Below are 14334 nucleotides of genomic sequence, written 5' to 3' on the forward strand. Positions count from 1 at the left end.
AACCTGGAATCATGCCACAGGACGGGCCTGTATTCGACTCTCTACAAACGGGCAAAAGGCGGCCGCAACGAGTTGTGCGCCAGGGAGCCTCACTCTCCGGAACCGGGCGATTGCTTCGTCGTTGCCGGTCGTTCCCACTCCGGCGGGTGCCAGAGATGCCTGAGCCGGGACCATGGGGCGCCGGGGCGTGCCATGTCGCGAAACAGATCCACATATTCGTGGGTCCAGAGTACCAGCAGGTTGTTCGAGGGCACCGGGCGGGTAATGCCATATTCGGGCGGCTCCCTGGTGTCCTCATCCACGAACGTACCGAACAACCGGTCCCAGACAATCAGGGTGCCGCCGTAATTGCGGTCGATGTAGCCGGGGTTGCGGCCATGGTGTACCCGGTGGTGACTGGGGGTATTGAACAGCAGCTCGGTCCAGCCGGGCAGCCGACCCACCAGCGTGGTGTGGATGAAGAACTGGTAGACCAGGGAGAAGGCATAGGCAACGCCGATCCAGACCGGATTGAAGCCGATCAGCGCCATCGGCAGGTAGAAGATCCACATACCGTTGAAGATGTTGGTGGCGTTCTGGCGCATGGCTGTGGAAAAGTTCATGCGCTCTGATGAGTGATGAACCACATGGGCGGCCCAGAACCAACGCATCCGGTGACTGGCCCGATGCATCCAGTAGAAGCAGAAGTCGACGCCGAGAAAGGTCAGAAGGCCGGTGAACCCGTTTAACTCGAGATCAAACAACCGGTAGTGGTAACACAGGGCATACACCGGAAAAGCGATCACACCGGCAAACAGCAGTTCGGTAACCTGATAGCCCGCACCCAGTGCGAAGTTGCGGACCGCCTCCCGGGCATCCATCAGCCGGGGATCATGCCGGATCCTCAGGTATTCCCACAGGGTTACCGCGATGAACACCGGGGTGGCAAACACGAAAATCAGCTGGCGCTCATCCAGGGCCAGCCAGGGCGCAGCCTGTTGCCAGAGTGTCATCAGACCGCTGTCCTCGAGCACGGCCTGCATCATGTCCATCAGAGCCATAACCTGTCCTGCTGATGCGGAGAAGTTCAGCTTTCATAGTGGCACAGGCAGGCGTCATTGCATTGTCGGTTTGCGTCATGCCCATTGGCGATTTCCGCCAACGGTTGGATCAGGCGCGGCGATGTTGTTCGTAGAGCATTGCCAATGGCTGTATCTGTTCCTGCCATTGCTCCAGCCAGCCACGCATTGCCGGTAACAACCTTGCTTTCTTTGGCCAGGGTACGGGGTATTGCGGTGGCTGGAACAGCGGCGCGAACAGGGCGCCGGCCGTCAGGTCGGCGCGGGAGAAACTGTCGCCGACCAGGTATGGCTGCTGCTGATAGATGTTCGCCAGTTCGCTGAGCAGCGTTTCCAGAACCTGCTGCGAGGCATCTGCGGTTTTCTGGTTGATCTTCATCCAGTCGCGCATGACCTCGTCGACCCGACTGAAGGCCAGACTCAACAGGATGCGGTTATAGAATGGGGTACCTGCAGCCAGCATCGGCACCACCAGCTTGGGCCGCTGTAACAGGTAATGATAGGCCCAGCAACGAATCGCCGGACCGGCTTCATCATCCAGGCGCCGTTCCCAGGCCAGAGCCTGTTCCCGGGCCGCCGGATCAGCAGGGGTCAGCGGGTGGTCCGGGAATACCTCCTCCAGGTAATCAATGATCGCGGACGAGCCCTGGATGATTTCGCCGTTGTGATCCAGCACCGGCACCGAGGAGGTCTTGCCGGTGAGGGCGCGGATGGTCTTGACGTGCTGCCCGGGCAGAAGCGTCACCGGCTGATACCGAATGCCCTTGTGGTCCAGGGCCCAGCGAGCTTTCTCGCTGTAATGGGAAATGGCGAACTGATAGAGCCGGACGGCCATGATGGCAACCTCAGTGATGAATCTGGGGTCTTACCATACCGCTGAATCCGGAATTGAGCCAGGGGCTGCCGGCATGGTGGTTCCGGGACGGCCAGCATACAATGCCCGGCTTGGTATCAGGATCAATGGAGAGATCATGTTTGTACGACGTTGCATGAAACAGTCTGTACTTGTTGTCGCGGGGCTGTTGGCAGGTTGTGCCACCAGTGGAGGGGCTCTGACCACCCAGGAGCCGGGGTCGGTGTATCACTGCGGCCAGTTGGAGATCAGCGTCACACCCGGAGACGGCGGCGACCTGCTGGGTATCGACTACCTGGATCGCCGGCTGTTGCTCAAACCCGCCGAAAGCGCTTCGGGAGCCTTGTACGTGGCGCCGGGAGACGAACAGACCCGGTTCTGGAGCAAGGGCGAGCGGGCAGCGTTGACCATCCGGGGCGAGGCCTACCCGGAATGCCTGGCCCCCGGTGCGGTGGAGGTGCCGTTCGAGGCCCGTGGCAACGAGCCGTTCTGGCGAGCAGTGGTTGAAGGTGATGAACTTCTGCTTGAGCGCCCTTTCGAGTCGGACGGCGCGCAGCGTCTTTTGGTGGAGGCAGTCGACGGTGACCGCCACGGCCGGACGGTGGTCGCCCGGGCCGGGGGCCTCAATGTCAGTCTGACCGTCGCCCGCCAGCTGTGTCAGGACACCATGTCCGGAGCCCAGTATCCGGCCCAGGTGCGACTGCAGGTGAATGGCGAGCCGGCCCTCAAGGGCTGTGGAGGTGATCGCCAACGACTTTTGCGTGGAGCAGAATGGGTGGTTGAGGACATCGCAGGTGCCGGAATCATCGACGGTTCCCGGGTAACACTCCGGTTTCTTTCCGACAACCGGGTTGCCGGCAGAGCGTCGTGTAACCGGTATACGGGCAGCTACCAGTTGTCTGGCGAGGGCATCAGTTTTGGCGCCATTGCGTCAACCAGACGAGCCTGTGTCCCGGCCCTCATGAATCAGGAGGATCGCTTTCTGGAGGTGCTTGGTGAGGTTTCCCGGTTCGAGATCGGACGCCATGGGCAGCTGGAGTTGACCACTGCATCCGGTGACACCCTGACCGCTTTTCAGTCGACCGCCGAGACCCCGTAGGCGGCGAGAATCTCCGCCAGGCGTCCGGATGCCCTCAACTCCCGGATGCCGCGGCTGAGCGCATCGGCCAGTTCTTGCGAACGGGCGCTGGCGGGAGAAAAGGCGATGTAGACCGGACTGCTGGAAAGGGCGCCGGCACTGCGGAGCTGAATGTTCGGAAGCTGGTGCTGGAGCGTCCATGCCATGACATCGCGGTCTTCAGGCAGAACATCGGATCGCTCCTCCAGAATCAGTTTGATGGCACGCTTCAGGGGGGCCGGCCCGGACAGAATCCACACCCGTTTCTGGTTGTCACGGTTGCGCTGGATGTAGTCGTCCAGCTCCGGTGAATAGGAGTAGCCGTTCAGGGCGATCAGTGTCTGGTCCCGCAACGAATCGACGCCCTGATAGTGCCAGTCCTGCCCGGGTTGCGTGTACAGCTCGATGTGGGAAATGCCCAGGTGTTCTTCCGGGAAAACGAAGCCGGGGGCGTCTGAGGTGAACGCGCCGACGATGCCGTCAATGTAGCCGGCCTCGGCCTGTTCCAGTGCCCGGGCCCAGCTCATGTTTATGTAGCTTACTCCGAATCCTTCCCGTTCGAGGGCTTCACGGGCAAGGTCCACCATATAGCCTTCGGGCTTCGCCCCGGCGACGCAGTTATAGGGGCACCATGGGTCGGCGGCCAGTATCACAATCCGCTTGGGGGGTGTCGGGGTATCGGTGGCTGGCGAGGCTGCTGGCTGCATCTGCTCTGCGGGCGAACGGGGCGGCTCTTCGGGCGAGCAGGCCGACAGAAACAGTGTCAGTAATAGCAGGAAAGCCTTGGGCATCATCTTCGGGGCCAGTGTGCCGCAGTCGAGCGGCGATCCTTTTCATCATAACCCCTCGACTGCGGTTTGTAACCTTCCTCTGGTTCTAGGCCCGTTGTCGTGACTCCGTTGCGGCCGCGGTAGGTACCAGGGCCCTGGTCAGATCTTTCATGTGCAGGGAGCCTACCTGTCGGCCATCGCGGACAACGCGGAATGCCAGTTCGGTATCGCCACCGGAGCGTTCCAGCACCGTTTCAAGGTTGTCCCGTTCGGAGATGTCTCCCGCATAGTTCTCTTCGGCCTCGGAGCCCGGCTTCATGACCGAGCGTACCCGCAGTACCCGGGCCCGGTTGATGTCCGAGATGAAGTCGACGATATAAGGGTCGCCCGGATTCAGCAGGATCTCCTGGGGATCTCCCTGCTGCACCACTTCGCCGTCCTTGAGAATGACCAGATGATCGGCCAGCTTGAGTGCCTCATCCAGATCATGGGTGATGAACACGATGGTTTTATGCAACTCTTCCTGCAGTTCCAGCAAAAGGTCCTGCATGTCCGACCGGATCAGCGGGTCCAGCGCTGAAAACGCCTCGTCCATCAGCATGATCGGGGCATCCGATACCAGTGCCCGGGCAATCCCGACCCGTTGCTGCATGCCGCCGGACAACTGGTGGGGGTACTGGTTTTCATTGCCTTCCAGGCCAACCCGGGCCAGCCATTTGCGGGCGTCGGCCTCGAAATCCGAGGTGGTATACCCGCGGATGGCCTTGGCCATGCCGGCATTCTCCAGCACGGTCTTGTGCGGGAGCAGGGCGAATTTCTGGAATACCATCGACATGCGTTCCCGTCTGAGCTTGCGCAGCTGTTCCTCGCTGTAGCTGAGCACGTCTTCGCCGTCGATCCGGATCTCCCCGGCAGTCGGCTCGATAAGACGGTTGAGGTGACGGATCAGGGTCGATTTCCCGGAACCGGACAAGCCCATGATCACAGTGATCTCACCATTGCGCATATCCACGTTGATATCCCGGAGACCGAGAACATGGCTCTGCTGTTCCAGCAGATCAGCCTTGTTCATGCCGCGACGCACATGCTCCAGGGCTACATCGGGAACCGGGCCGAAGATCTTGAACAGGTTTCTGATCGAAATCTTGATGTCGTTTGCCACGAGAGTTTCCTCACTGCTTCTGGGATGCGTTGATGCGTGCGAGCGATGCTTTGGTAACCCGGTCGAGAATCACCGCCAGGATGACGATGCCCAGGCCGGACACCAGGCCAACACCCAGTTCCAGGTTCCGGATACCTCTCAGGACCAGTACGCCAAGCCCGGGTGCCGACACCAGGGAGGCGATAACAACCATCGCGAGGCTCATCATGATGGTCTGGTTCACACCGGCCATGATGTTAGGCAGTGCCAGCGGGATCTGGACCTTGTACAGCTTTTGCCGGGGAGTCATGCCGAAGGCATCGGCAGCCTCGATCACATCCTTGTCCACCAGCCGGATCCCCAGGTTGGTCAGGCGGATGACCGGAACTATGGCGTAGAGGATGATGGCGATGCCGTAAAGCTTGGATTCGGTCACGCTGAACAGGAAGATCAGCGGGATCAGATAAACAAAGGGTGGCAGCGTCTGCAACATGTCGAGCACCGGGATGGTCATGCGCTGCATGACATCGCTGCGGGACATGGCAATACCGATCGGCACACCCAGTAACACGCACAGAAACGCGCAGACGAAGATGATCGAGAGTGTCTGCATCGCGTATTCGTAATGGTCGATGAAGGCGAGCAGGAAGATGCTACCGGCCACGAACGAGACCAGTTTCCAGGAGCGGCTTACCAGGAACACCACGCCCAGCAGTGCCGGAATGATGATCCACCAGGGCGTGTTCAGCATTCCGTAGAGGGTGCCATCGAGAAACCAGCTCAGTGGTTGGGTAATGGGATCGAGCACCACGCTGAGGCTGTCCTTGATGTCGAGAAATCCCTCCTCCAGTCCCTTGGTCAGCTCCCTTGACTGTGGAAATGCCGGGCACGCCTCGTTCAGTGCATCCATGGAGGGAAAGGGCAACTCCCACAGCGAGGTGGTGTCCGAGGATTCTTCGCCCTTGGTTTTTGAGAGCAGCTGGGCCATGGACATAGGCGCACTGCTTTCGCCCTCGGAACACCAGTCATTCAGTCCAAGGGAAGAAAAAACAAAATCGTAGGTAGCCATGACTTGTCAGTTTCCTGTGCGAATTTCCGCCAGGTGGAGCGACAGACGGTTCGGGTAGGAGACCATGGCGAAGCCAGGGGCTCCGCCACGGTTCAGGTGTGTTACTTCTCGAGCAGAGCTGCGAGCTTGCTCTCGGCAGACTCGTTGAGCCAGCCGGACCACACTTTGGGGTAGGAGCTCAGGAAGTAGACAGCGGCTTCCTCAGCAGAGGCGTTGTTTTCGCTCTTCCAGGCCAGGACCGCACTCATGGTGTCGGTCTTGAAGGTCATCTTGGAGAGCATGTCGGCAACTTCAGGCGCACGCTGCTTGAAGTCGGTGGTGACGGATGTCAGCACCGGTGCCGCCGGGAAGTCGGATACCTGAGGATCCGGGGTGTCCGGGTTCTGGTTGGCCTCGTGCGCGGCCTTGTTGTATTCGCCAAGGTCTACCCGGGTCATGTCGAACTTGCCCAGGGGTACGGTCGGGCCCCAGTAATAACCGAACCAGGGCTCCTGATCCTGGACAGCGGACGCCATGGATGACGCGAGGGTCTCACCGGAGCCATGGTTGAATACCTCAATGCCGGACGCTTCCAGATCCAGGGCACGGATCAGGTTGTCGTTGACCACCCGGCAGCCCCAGCCATCCGGGCAGTTGTTGAAGCGGGCATCGACCAGCTCCGGGTTGGCCATGATGCCTTCAATGGTTTTCAGTTCCGGGTGTTCCTCGACCAGGTAAGTCGGGATCCACCAGCCTTCGACACCGCCCGGATCAAGGACCTTGCCGGCGCGCTCGATCTTGCCTTCCTCTTCCAGGCGCTCGTAAACCTCACCCGTGGAGTTCAGCCACAGCTCGGTGACGATGTCCGGCTCGCCGTTTTCGGCGACGGAGGTGACCGCCGGGACGGTGTCAGAGGGTACGACAGAGACCTCGCAGCCGTATCCCTGTTCCATGATGAATTTGGCCACGTTGGTGACGACCGAGGCGGAGGCCCAGTTCATCTCGGTGATGGATACCTCACCGCACTGGTTGGCCTGTGCCATTCCGGGGATTGCCGCCGCACACAGGAGTGCGGCAGAAGTAAGCTTTTTCATGTCACTTCTCCTCTGGGATTGGTGACGCAGTAGAGCGCTTATGGGTATGACCAGATCGCGATCGTGAGAGATCGGAAGGAGGGGTTGTTTCTGGAACTGCTACTGCGTTCTTCAAAACAAGATTTCTCGACAGAATTCGTGTTCTAGGATAAGGAAATTGAATCGAGATTCAAGAAAATGGCCAAAAAAGTGTCGTCTTTCCGGGCGTATTTCTTTTGGCTGTCAACGTTCTGTAGCTTCCGGATGTTAGCTTGGAAGGTTGATGGCTGGAGGTGTGTGCATGACTGAATTACGTGATCTGACCCCGCATACGGTCATTTCCCATGAGCAATCGCGGCGCGGTCGGCGGCAGCGGAGGCAGTTGCGGACATTCCTGCCGGAGATGGTGACGCTGGAGCGGACGCTGGCGGAAGCACCGGTGGCGGTCACGAGCAGTGTCGTCGATCGCGTGGCGCTTGGCGATCTGAAGCTGCCGATCTATCGGGTGGATATTGGCACTGGAAAGCCGGAGGCCCCCGCCGTACTGCTGGTTGGCGGCGTGCATGGCCTGGAACGGATCGGCACGCAGGTGGTGATGGCCTGGCTGGGTGCCTTGCTGAAAAGGCTGGCCTGGGATGAACAGCTGACAGCATTGCTTGAGAAGGTTCATCTGACCGTGCTGCCAATACTCAATCCCGGTGGCATGTATCTGAACCAGCGCAGTAATCCCGGTGGGGTCGACCTTATGCGCAATGCCCCCATCACCGCCCAGGATCGCAGCGCCTTCCTGTTGGGCGGCCAGCGACTGTCCCGCAGGTTGCCCTGGTACACTGGTGATCCCGGGCAGGGGATGGAAGTGGAGAACCGGGCGCTGGAAGCCGTGATTCGGGAGCTCTTGCCAGGGCGGCCATTCAGTGTTGCGCTTGATTGCCACAGTGGCTTCGGCTGGCAGGACCAGATCTGGTTTCCGTATGCCTACCGTCGGCGCCCCATGCGGCGGATCGCAGCGGTGATGGCCCTCAAGCTGATCTGGGAACAGACCTATCCCAATCATGACTACCGATTCGAACCCCAGTCGCGCCATTACCTGACGCACGGGGACCTGTGGGATTACTTCTACAAACAGATCAACCGGGACAATGCCGGGGTGTTCCTGCCCCTGACCCTTGAAATGGGGTCCTGGCGATGGATCCGAAAGCGCCCAAGGCAGCTGTTCCGGCTGGACGGCCTGTTCAATCCGCTGGTTCCCCACCGCCACAAACGGGTGCTGCGTACCCATCTGACCTGGATTGATTTTCTGCTCAATGCGGCGGCAAGCCACCGGAACTGGTTGCCCGATGCCGAGCAGGAGTCCATGCTGAGGGAAGCTGCGATTTCGCACTGGTACCGGGATACAATCTGACATGCACTGGATATTGTTGCGGGGGCTGATTCGGGAGCAGGCCCACTGGGGCGAGTTCCCCGCTGCGCTTCAGTCCGCCTTTCCCGGGCACCGGTTTCACGCCGTTGACCTTCCCGGCACCGGTGTCCATTTCAGGGAGGCCAGTCCGGCCACCATCGAACGCATTCGTCAGCGGGTTTGCCAGCAGGTAAGCCATATCCCACGTCCTTTCGGGATCATTGCCCTGTCCATGGGCGGCATGGTGGCGCTCGACTGGGCCCAGCATGCCGAAATAGGCGAAATCCAGCAGCTGGTGATGATCAATACCAGTTGCGGCTTCAGTCCGCCCTGGCAGCGAATGCGGCCAGCGGCCTGGCCCCGGGTTCTGCGACTGCTGTCGCGCCGGGAACTGTTTGATCGGGAACGGGACCTGCTGGAACTGACCTCCAATCGGCCGGTGCCTCTGGCCTTGGCCAAGCGCTGGTACAGCATCCAGCGTCAGCGTCCGGTCAGCCTCGCCACAGCGTTCAATCAGCTGAAAGCGGCGGCCAGTTTCACACCTGCGCCCGAGCGCCCCCTCCCTGATGCCCTGCTGCTGGCCAGCCGGAGTGATCGTATTGTGCACTTCAAGTGCAGCGAAGCCCTGGAGTCCCGCTGGCAGTGGACTCTCAGACTCCATCCGGATGCCGGTCACGATCTGCCCCTCGATGAGCCAGCATGGGTTCTGGAGCAGATCCGGGCCTGGTTGCCCCGTGCCTGAGGTTGCTTGACGCAACTCTTTTTTGCGGTCAGTCTCTTGCTATCCAGGAACCAAGTTTATCCATCCAACACCCGGAACGGAGCTGACCAAAATGAAAATATTCGAAACAAAAACTGCCCCGAATCCCCGCCGCGTGCGCATGTTCATGGCCGAGAAGGGCCTGCTTGATCAGGCCGAATTCGTCGAGATTGACCTGCAAAAAGGCGAGAACCTGACGCCGGAATTTGTTGCCCGTAATCCCATGAAGAAAGTGCCGGTGATGGAGCTGGATGACGGTACCTGTATCGCAGAGACCATGGCCATCTGCCGCTATTTCGAGGAGGCCTACCCGGACGCGCCGAAGCTGCTCGGGGAAAACCCTCTGGAGAAGGCTCACCTGGAGCAATGGCTGCGCTGGATCGATTTCTATTTCTTCCTGCCCACCGGCATGTGCTTTCAGCACACGACCGGCTACTTCAAGGACCGGATGAATCCCATCAAGGAATGGGGCGAGGAGTGTGGCCAGGGCGTGGAAAAGTTCATGCACTTCCTGGACAAACACCTCGAAGGCAAGGAGTACATCTGTTGCGACCGGTTCACCGCGGCCGACATCAACGCCTTCACCACGGTGGCCTTTGCCCGGGTGGTGAATATCCGGATCAAGCCGGAGCAGACCAACCTTCAGGCCTGGTATGACCGGATCAAGGCCCGGCCGTCAGCCCAGGCTTGATCCTGCCTCCAGTCCCCGGCTGGCCGGAATCGACCTTACCCGGTTCCGGCCAGCCGCTTTTGCCTCATAAAGCCCCTGATCCGCTCGTGCAATGAGGCTTTCCGGGGAATCCTCTTCCGTGAAACAGGCCAGTCCGAGGCTGATGGTTTGCTGCACTGAAATCTCCTGGCACCGCTCGGCATCCTTGCATTGCACCGGGGTATCAGACATGGCCGCGAGAATTTTGCGAGCCACCTCCATGGCCCCATCCAAGTCCGTGGCAGGGAGCAGTATCAGGAATTCCTCGCCCCCCCAACGGCATACCGCATCCTGCTGACGCAAGCTGGCACCAAGGCGCACGGCCGTCTCCCTCAGCACGAGATCGCCGAAGTCGTGCCCATAGGTGTCGTTGACGGTCTTGAAGTGATCCAGATCGCCGATGATCAGGCAAAAGCGTTCCCGTTTTTCGCGTCGGGCACGGCTGATGGCATGTCTGACCATAGGCAGGAAGGCGTGCCGGTTGAGCAGGCCGGTCAGTTGATCGGTGGTCGCCAGCTCCTTCATTTCCTGTTCGCTCAGGAACTGATGCTTGCCGAGTCGGCGCATGATTTCCGAGACGACCAAACCGATGAGCAGCATGACCGAGGGCCCGAACAGGAACGGGGTGAGACTGATCAGCGGAACCTCAACCAGAACGGCTACGAAAACAAAGAGTATCAGCGGAGTGAGGAACTGGATTACCCAGTCCCGGGTTCCCCTGGTGGCGAGCAGGGTGACCCCGAAAAAACTGATCATCAGGCCTTCACTGACCTGGCTGAGAGCCTCGGGCCAATACTTTGCGTAAATCAGGAACAGGCCCAGGATCGAGAACATCAGTGACAGCGACATCATCCTGAGGAACACCTTCGGACGCCAGTTGGGTACTCCGGTATAATGCGCCAGCAACGTGATGATCACGCTGAAATAGGCCGGCGCCCTGATGAGAGAGGCCATCGACCAGAGTTCCGGAGAGGGGGCGCCTCGTAATTCGCGGCTGAAGAGATAGGCCAGAAGCGTGGTCAGTATCAGCCAGGCGCTGTAGAAAGCGAAAATTCGCTCCGTGCGTTCCTGATAACACAGGTAAGCCGTTTGCCACTTACGGGGAATATTGAGGTCGGAAAGACGCACGGCTGGAAGTCACTCCCCGAAAGTTTCAAAATGCATATTAAATTCTGTCCATACCCTACAACAAAATCAAGTTTTGATAAGTAGTTCACATCTTGGTGGATTTACCTACAAGAGCTTGTTTGATCCAGTCCGGAGTTCCAGATGTCTGTGTCCGAGAAACTCGGGTGTACCCTGAGCAAAATTGATGAAGCCAACCAGGCCGACCCGAACCGGGAGGAAGTGGGCGGCGAGGTTCTGCCTCGGGAGTTTGCCTATAGCCAGCACATGACCCGCTGGTTGTTTGAGCTGGAACCGGAACCGAGCGACCGCATGCAGATAGCCTGCAGGGCCCAACACATCGAGCGCTGGACTATGCCCCGCAGTGAGTTCGGCGAGGGTCGGAAGAATTACTACCTGTGGCGCCAGGCCTGTGGTCGCATGCACGGCCGCCGGGCAGCGGAAATCATGGCCGAATGCGGCTATCCCGAGGCAGAGTGCCAGCGGGTGGAGACCATCCTCACCAAGCGGGAGCTACGCCAGGATCCGGACACGCAGCTGCTGGAGGACGTGGCCTGCATGGTGTTCCTGGAGCGCTATTTTGCGCCGTTCTATGAGGAAAAGCCGGAGTATGACCGGGAAAAGTGGCTCCGGATTGTGCGTCGGACCTGGGGCAAGATGTCGCCCCGGGGGCATGAGGCGGCGCTGAAGCTGGCCGGCGGGATGCCCGCACATTTGTTGGAGCTTTTGCAGGAAGCTCTAGAAGGTGCTGAAGGCTGACTCTGGTGCACAGGCCGGCCCTGCCCACCGGCCTGTATCTATCTTTTCAGTTAGCCTTCCGGAAAAAACAGCTCTTTGAGTTTTTGACCGGGCTCTTCCGCCCGCATAAACGATTCACCCACCAGGAAGCCGTAAATGCCCCGGCTGGTCATGGCGTCCACATCGTCCCGGGTCATGATGCCGCTCTCGGTCACCGTCAGCCGGTCCTGGCCGATCCGCTCGTGCAGCTCGAACGTGGTGTCCAGGGACACCTCGAAGGTGTGCAGGTTGCGGTTGTTGATGCCGACCAGGGGCGTTTCCAGGGTCAGGGCGTCGTCCATCTCTTCCGGATCGTGTACCTCCACCAGCACATCCAGCCCGATTTCGTGGGCAATTCCTTCCAGTTCCTGCATCTGATTCCGGGTCAGGCAGGCAGCAATCAGCAGGATGCAGTCGGCACCGATGGCACGGCTTTCGTAGACCTGGTAGGGCGCCACCATGAAATCCTTCCGGATGACCGGCAGGCTGCAGGCAGCACGGGCGGCTTTCAGGTAGTCCTCGTGGCCCTGGAAGAAGTCACGGTCGGTCAGCACGGACAGGCAGGCCGCGCCGCCCTTCTCATAACTTTCGGCGATCTCGGCCGGTACGAACGGATCGCGCAGGATGCCCTTGCTGGGGGAAGCCTTCTTGATTTCGGCAATCACCGCAGGGGTCTGCTGTTCAATCCGGGTTCGCATGGCGTCGGCAAACCCCCGGGCAGGTGCCTGGTCGCCCGCCATGGCCTTCAGGTCGTCAATCGTGACGCGGCGTTTACGCTCGTCGATTTCCTGCCATTTCCGGTCAACGATCTTCCGAAGAATGGTGGGAGTCTTATCAAGATGTCTGTCAGTCATGTCAGGCCCGCATCAAAAACACTGGGAAAAATCAGCCAGCTCGGACATCTTGCCCGCAGCCAGTCCCGATCCCATGGCATCCAGCGCCATCTCGACGCCGGCTTTCGGGGTGTCCGCCAGGCCGGCAATGTAGATGGCGGCACCGGCGTTCAGGGCGATCAGGTCCCGGGCCTTTTCCGTGATCTCATCATGGTCCCGGCCAAACGCGGCCCGGATCAGTTTCAGGGATTCCTCCGAGGAATCCACATCCAGCCCCACCAGCGACTGACTCTTGATGCCGAGATCTTCCGGAGTGATGTCATATTCGGTGATCTCACCATCCTTGAGCTCCGCCACGTGGGTGAGGGTGGCCAGACTGATCTCGTCCAGGCCGTCCTTGGAATGCACCACCATGATGTGCTCCGCACCCAGCCGCTTCATCACTTCCGCCATGGGGCGGCACAGCTCCCGGGTAAACACGCCCAACAGCTGTCGCTTGACGCCGGCCGGGTTGGTCATCGGGCCAAGGATATTGAAGATGGTCCGGCAGCCCAGCTCCTTGCGTGGGCCGATGGCATGCTTCATGGCACCGTGGTGGGCCGGGGCGAACATGAAACCCACGCCGATCTGCTCCACACAACGGGCTACCTGCTCGGGGGTCATGTTCAGATTGATCCCGGCTTTCTCGATGAGATCGGCACTGCCGCTCTTGGAGGACACGCCGCGATTGCCGTGCTTGGCAACATAGCCTCCGGCCGCTGCCACGACAAAGGACGCAGCCGAGGATACGTTGAAGAGATTGGCGCCGTCACCGCCGGTGCCGACGATGTCCACCAGCGGTTCGGCGTTCACGGTGACTCCGGTAGCCAGCTCGCGCATGACTTCGGTGGCACCGGTGATCTCGTCGATGGTTTCACTCTTGAGGCGCAGCCCCATCAGGAACGCCCCGATCTGGGCATCGGTGGCCTCTCCGTTCATGACGATGCGCATGACCTCTTTCATTTCCTCCCGGGAGAGATCCAGGTTGGAAGCGATCCGGTTCAGAGCTTGTTTCATGTCCATGGAGAGTTGGCCTCTTAAATAGTTGTTCTCAGGAAATTGCGCAGCAGTTCGTGACCCTGTTCGGTCATGATCGACTCCGGGTGGAATTGCACGCCTTCGATGGGCAGGGTCGTGTGGCGCACGCCCATGATTTCCTCGATGGAGCCGTCGTCATTCCGGGTCCAGGCGGTGACTTCCAGGCAATCCGGCAAGGTGGCCTGGTCAATGACCAGGCTGTGGTAGCGGGTCGCCTGTAGCGGATTGCTCAGTCCCCGGAACACGCCGATGTCCTTGTGATAGACGGGCGAGACCTTGCCATGCATGACCCGGCCGGCCCGAACGATGTCGGCGCCGTACACCTGACCGATGGCCTGGTGGCCAAGGCAGATGCCGAGGATCGGCAGTTTACCGGCGAAGTGCCGGATGGCTTCCATCGAAATGCCGGCTTCGTTCGGCGTACACGGGCCCGGGGAGATCACCAGCCGCTCCGGCTTGAGCGCCTCGATCTGCTCGATGGTGATTTCGTCGTTACGATATACCCGCACATCGGCACCCAGCTCCGCCAGGTACTGCACCACGTTGTAGGTGAAGGAGTCGTAGTTATCGATCATCAGCAACATAATCCGTTCC

The 14334-nt window shown here is 59.9% G+C and carries 15 protein-coding genes; 5 read left to right on the forward strand and 10 right to left on the reverse strand.

Features of this window, described 5'->3' with window-relative positions; translation table 11 throughout:
* Positions 1-89 precede the first annotated feature (89 nt).
* Together MD273_RS00755 and MD273_RS00760 are read right to left on the reverse strand one after the other, a co-directional pair.
* Positions 90-1040 carry a sterol desaturase family protein gene (locus MD273_RS00755; protein ID WP_239035868.1) on the reverse strand — a complete coding sequence of 317 codons (951 nt, stop codon included), beginning with the start codon at positions 1038-1040 and terminating at the stop codon, positions 90-92.
* 109 nt (positions 1041-1149) lie between these two features.
* Positions 1150-1893 carry a glutathione S-transferase family protein gene (locus MD273_RS00760; RefSeq protein ID WP_239035869.1) on the reverse strand — a complete coding sequence of 248 codons (744 nt, stop codon included), beginning with the start codon at positions 1891-1893 and terminating at the stop codon, positions 1150-1152.
* Between the two features lie 136 nt (positions 1894-2029).
* Here MD273_RS00760 and MD273_RS00765 point away from each other — a divergent pair, with 136 nt between their 5' ends.
* Positions 2030-3010, forward strand: a complete 981-nt coding sequence (locus MD273_RS00765) for an META domain-containing protein (RefSeq protein ID WP_239035870.1) — start codon at positions 2030-2032, stop codon at positions 3008-3010.
* On the opposite strand, the gene MD273_RS00770 is transcribed toward MD273_RS00765, so the two are convergent.
* The 4 genes from MD273_RS00770 to MD273_RS00785 all read right to left on the reverse strand — a co-directional run bounded on the left by MD273_RS00770 (position 2986) and on the right by MD273_RS00785 (position 7081).
* Positions 2986-3822, reverse strand: coding sequence for a substrate-binding periplasmic protein (locus tag MD273_RS00770; RefSeq protein ID WP_239035871.1), 837 nt, complete (start codon positions 3820-3822; stop codon positions 2986-2988). The two genes, MD273_RS00765 and MD273_RS00770, sit on opposite strands and share 25 nt — an antisense overlap.
* A gap of 82 nt (positions 3823-3904) precedes the next feature.
* A complete protein-coding gene (locus MD273_RS00775) occupies positions 3905-4960 on the reverse strand; it encodes a quaternary amine ABC transporter ATP-binding protein (protein WP_239035872.1) in 1056 nt (351 codons plus the stop codon).
* Between the two features lie 10 nt (positions 4961-4970).
* The gene (locus MD273_RS00780; protein ID WP_239035873.1) at positions 4971-6008 is read right to left on the reverse strand and encodes an ABC transporter permease; all 1038 of its coding nucleotides are present in this window, start codon (positions 6006-6008) and stop codon (positions 4971-4973) included.
* A 101-nt stretch (positions 6009-6109) separates the two neighbouring features.
* Positions 6110-7081, reverse strand: a complete 972-nt coding sequence (locus MD273_RS00785; protein WP_239035874.1) for an ABC transporter substrate-binding protein — start codon at positions 7079-7081, stop codon at positions 6110-6112.
* Positions 7082-7361: 280 nt separating this feature from the next.
* Here MD273_RS00785 and MD273_RS00790 point away from each other — a divergent pair, with 280 nt between their 5' ends.
* From MD273_RS00790 to MD273_RS00800, 3 genes are all read left to right on the forward strand, one after another.
* Positions 7362-8462, forward strand: coding sequence for a M14 family zinc carboxypeptidase (locus MD273_RS00790; RefSeq protein ID WP_239035875.1), 1101 nt, complete (start codon positions 7362-7364; stop codon positions 8460-8462).
* Between the two features lies 1 nt (position 8463).
* The gene (locus MD273_RS00795; RefSeq protein ID WP_239035876.1) at positions 8464-9201 is read left to right on the forward strand and encodes an alpha/beta fold hydrolase; all 738 of its coding nucleotides are present in this window, start codon (positions 8464-8466) and stop codon (positions 9199-9201) included.
* 91 nt (positions 9202-9292) lie between these two features.
* Entirely contained in the window at positions 9293-9910 is a 618-nt protein-coding gene (locus MD273_RS00800; RefSeq protein ID WP_239035877.1) for a glutathione S-transferase family protein, read from the forward strand.
* Here the strand turns inward: MD273_RS00800 and MD273_RS19120 are convergent.
* Positions 9896-11056 carry a GGDEF domain-containing protein gene (locus MD273_RS19120; protein WP_239035878.1) on the reverse strand — a complete coding sequence of 387 codons (1161 nt, stop codon included), beginning with the start codon at positions 11054-11056 and terminating at the stop codon, positions 9896-9898. The genes MD273_RS00800 and MD273_RS19120 overlap by 15 nt on opposite strands.
* Before the next feature lie 141 nt (positions 11057-11197).
* Between MD273_RS19120 and MD273_RS00810 the strand changes: the two genes are divergently transcribed.
* Positions 11198-11812 carry a DUF4202 domain-containing protein gene (locus MD273_RS00810; RefSeq protein WP_239035879.1) on the forward strand — a complete coding sequence of 205 codons (615 nt, stop codon included), beginning with the start codon at positions 11198-11200 and terminating at the stop codon, positions 11810-11812.
* A 50-nt stretch (positions 11813-11862) separates the two neighbouring features.
* Here MD273_RS00810 and trpC read toward each other — a convergent pair whose 3' ends face one another.
* The 3 genes from trpC to MD273_RS00825 are packed head-to-tail and all read right to left on the reverse strand — an operon-like array spanning position 11863 to position 14324.
* Complete coding sequence (gene trpC / locus MD273_RS00815; protein ID WP_239035880.1) at positions 11863-12684, reverse strand: indole-3-glycerol phosphate synthase TrpC; 822 nt, start codon at positions 12682-12684, stop codon at positions 11863-11865.
* A 12-nt stretch (positions 12685-12696) separates the two neighbouring features.
* Positions 12697-13725, reverse strand: coding sequence for an anthranilate phosphoribosyltransferase (trpD, locus tag MD273_RS00820; RefSeq protein WP_239035881.1), 1029 nt, complete (start codon positions 13723-13725; stop codon positions 12697-12699).
* A gap of 14 nt (positions 13726-13739) precedes the next feature.
* Positions 13740-14324 carry an anthranilate synthase component II gene (locus tag MD273_RS00825; protein ID WP_239035882.1) on the reverse strand — a complete coding sequence of 195 codons (585 nt, stop codon included), beginning with the start codon at positions 14322-14324 and terminating at the stop codon, positions 13740-13742.
* Positions 14325-14334 lie beyond the last annotated feature (10 nt).

It is taken from the genome of Marinobacter sp. C7 (genome assembly GCF_022343555.1).
Lineage (GTDB): Bacteria > Pseudomonadota > Gammaproteobacteria > Pseudomonadales > Oleiphilaceae > Marinobacter.

Bases quoted from the DNA above. Each gene is read 5' to 3' on its own strand.
- MD273_RS00825 (WP_239035882.1), bottom strand. From the start codon at position 14,324: ATGTTGCTGATGATCGATAACTACGACTCCTTCACCTACAACGTGGTG.
- trpD (WP_239035881.1), bottom strand. From the start codon at position 13,725: ATGGACATGAAACAAGCTCTGAACCGGATCGCTTCCAACCTGGATCTC.
- MD273_RS00785 (WP_239035874.1), bottom strand. From the start codon at position 7,081: ATGAAAAAGCTTACTTCTGCCGCACTCCTGTGTGCGGCGGCAATCCCC.
- MD273_RS00755 (WP_239035868.1), bottom strand. From the start codon at position 1,040: ATGGCTCTGATGGACATGATGCAGGCCGTGCTCGAGGACAGCGGTCTG.
- MD273_RS00800 (WP_239035877.1), top strand. From the start codon at position 9,293: ATGAAAATATTCGAAACAAAAACTGCCCCGAATCCCCGCCGCGTGCGC.
- MD273_RS00810 (WP_239035879.1), top strand. From the start codon at position 11,198: ATGTCTGTGTCCGAGAAACTCGGGTGTACCCTGAGCAAAATTGATGAA.
- trpC (WP_239035880.1), bottom strand. From the start codon at position 12,684: ATGACTGACAGACATCTTGATAAGACTCCCACCATTCTTCGGAAGATC.
- MD273_RS00790 (WP_239035875.1), top strand. From the start codon at position 7,362: ATGACTGAATTACGTGATCTGACCCCGCATACGGTCATTTCCCATGAG.
- MD273_RS00795 (WP_239035876.1), top strand. From the start codon at position 8,464: ATGCACTGGATATTGTTGCGGGGGCTGATTCGGGAGCAGGCCCACTGG.
- MD273_RS00770 (WP_239035871.1), bottom strand. From the start codon at position 3,822: ATGATGCCCAAGGCTTTCCTGCTATTACTGACACTGTTTCTGTCGGCC.
- MD273_RS00780 (WP_239035873.1), bottom strand. From the start codon at position 6,008: ATGGCTACCTACGATTTTGTTTTTTCTTCCCTTGGACTGAATGACTGG.
- MD273_RS00765 (WP_239035870.1), top strand. From the start codon at position 2,030: ATGTTTGTACGACGTTGCATGAAACAGTCTGTACTTGTTGTCGCGGGG.
- MD273_RS00760 (WP_239035869.1), bottom strand. From the start codon at position 1,893: ATGGCCGTCCGGCTCTATCAGTTCGCCATTTCCCATTACAGCGAGAAA.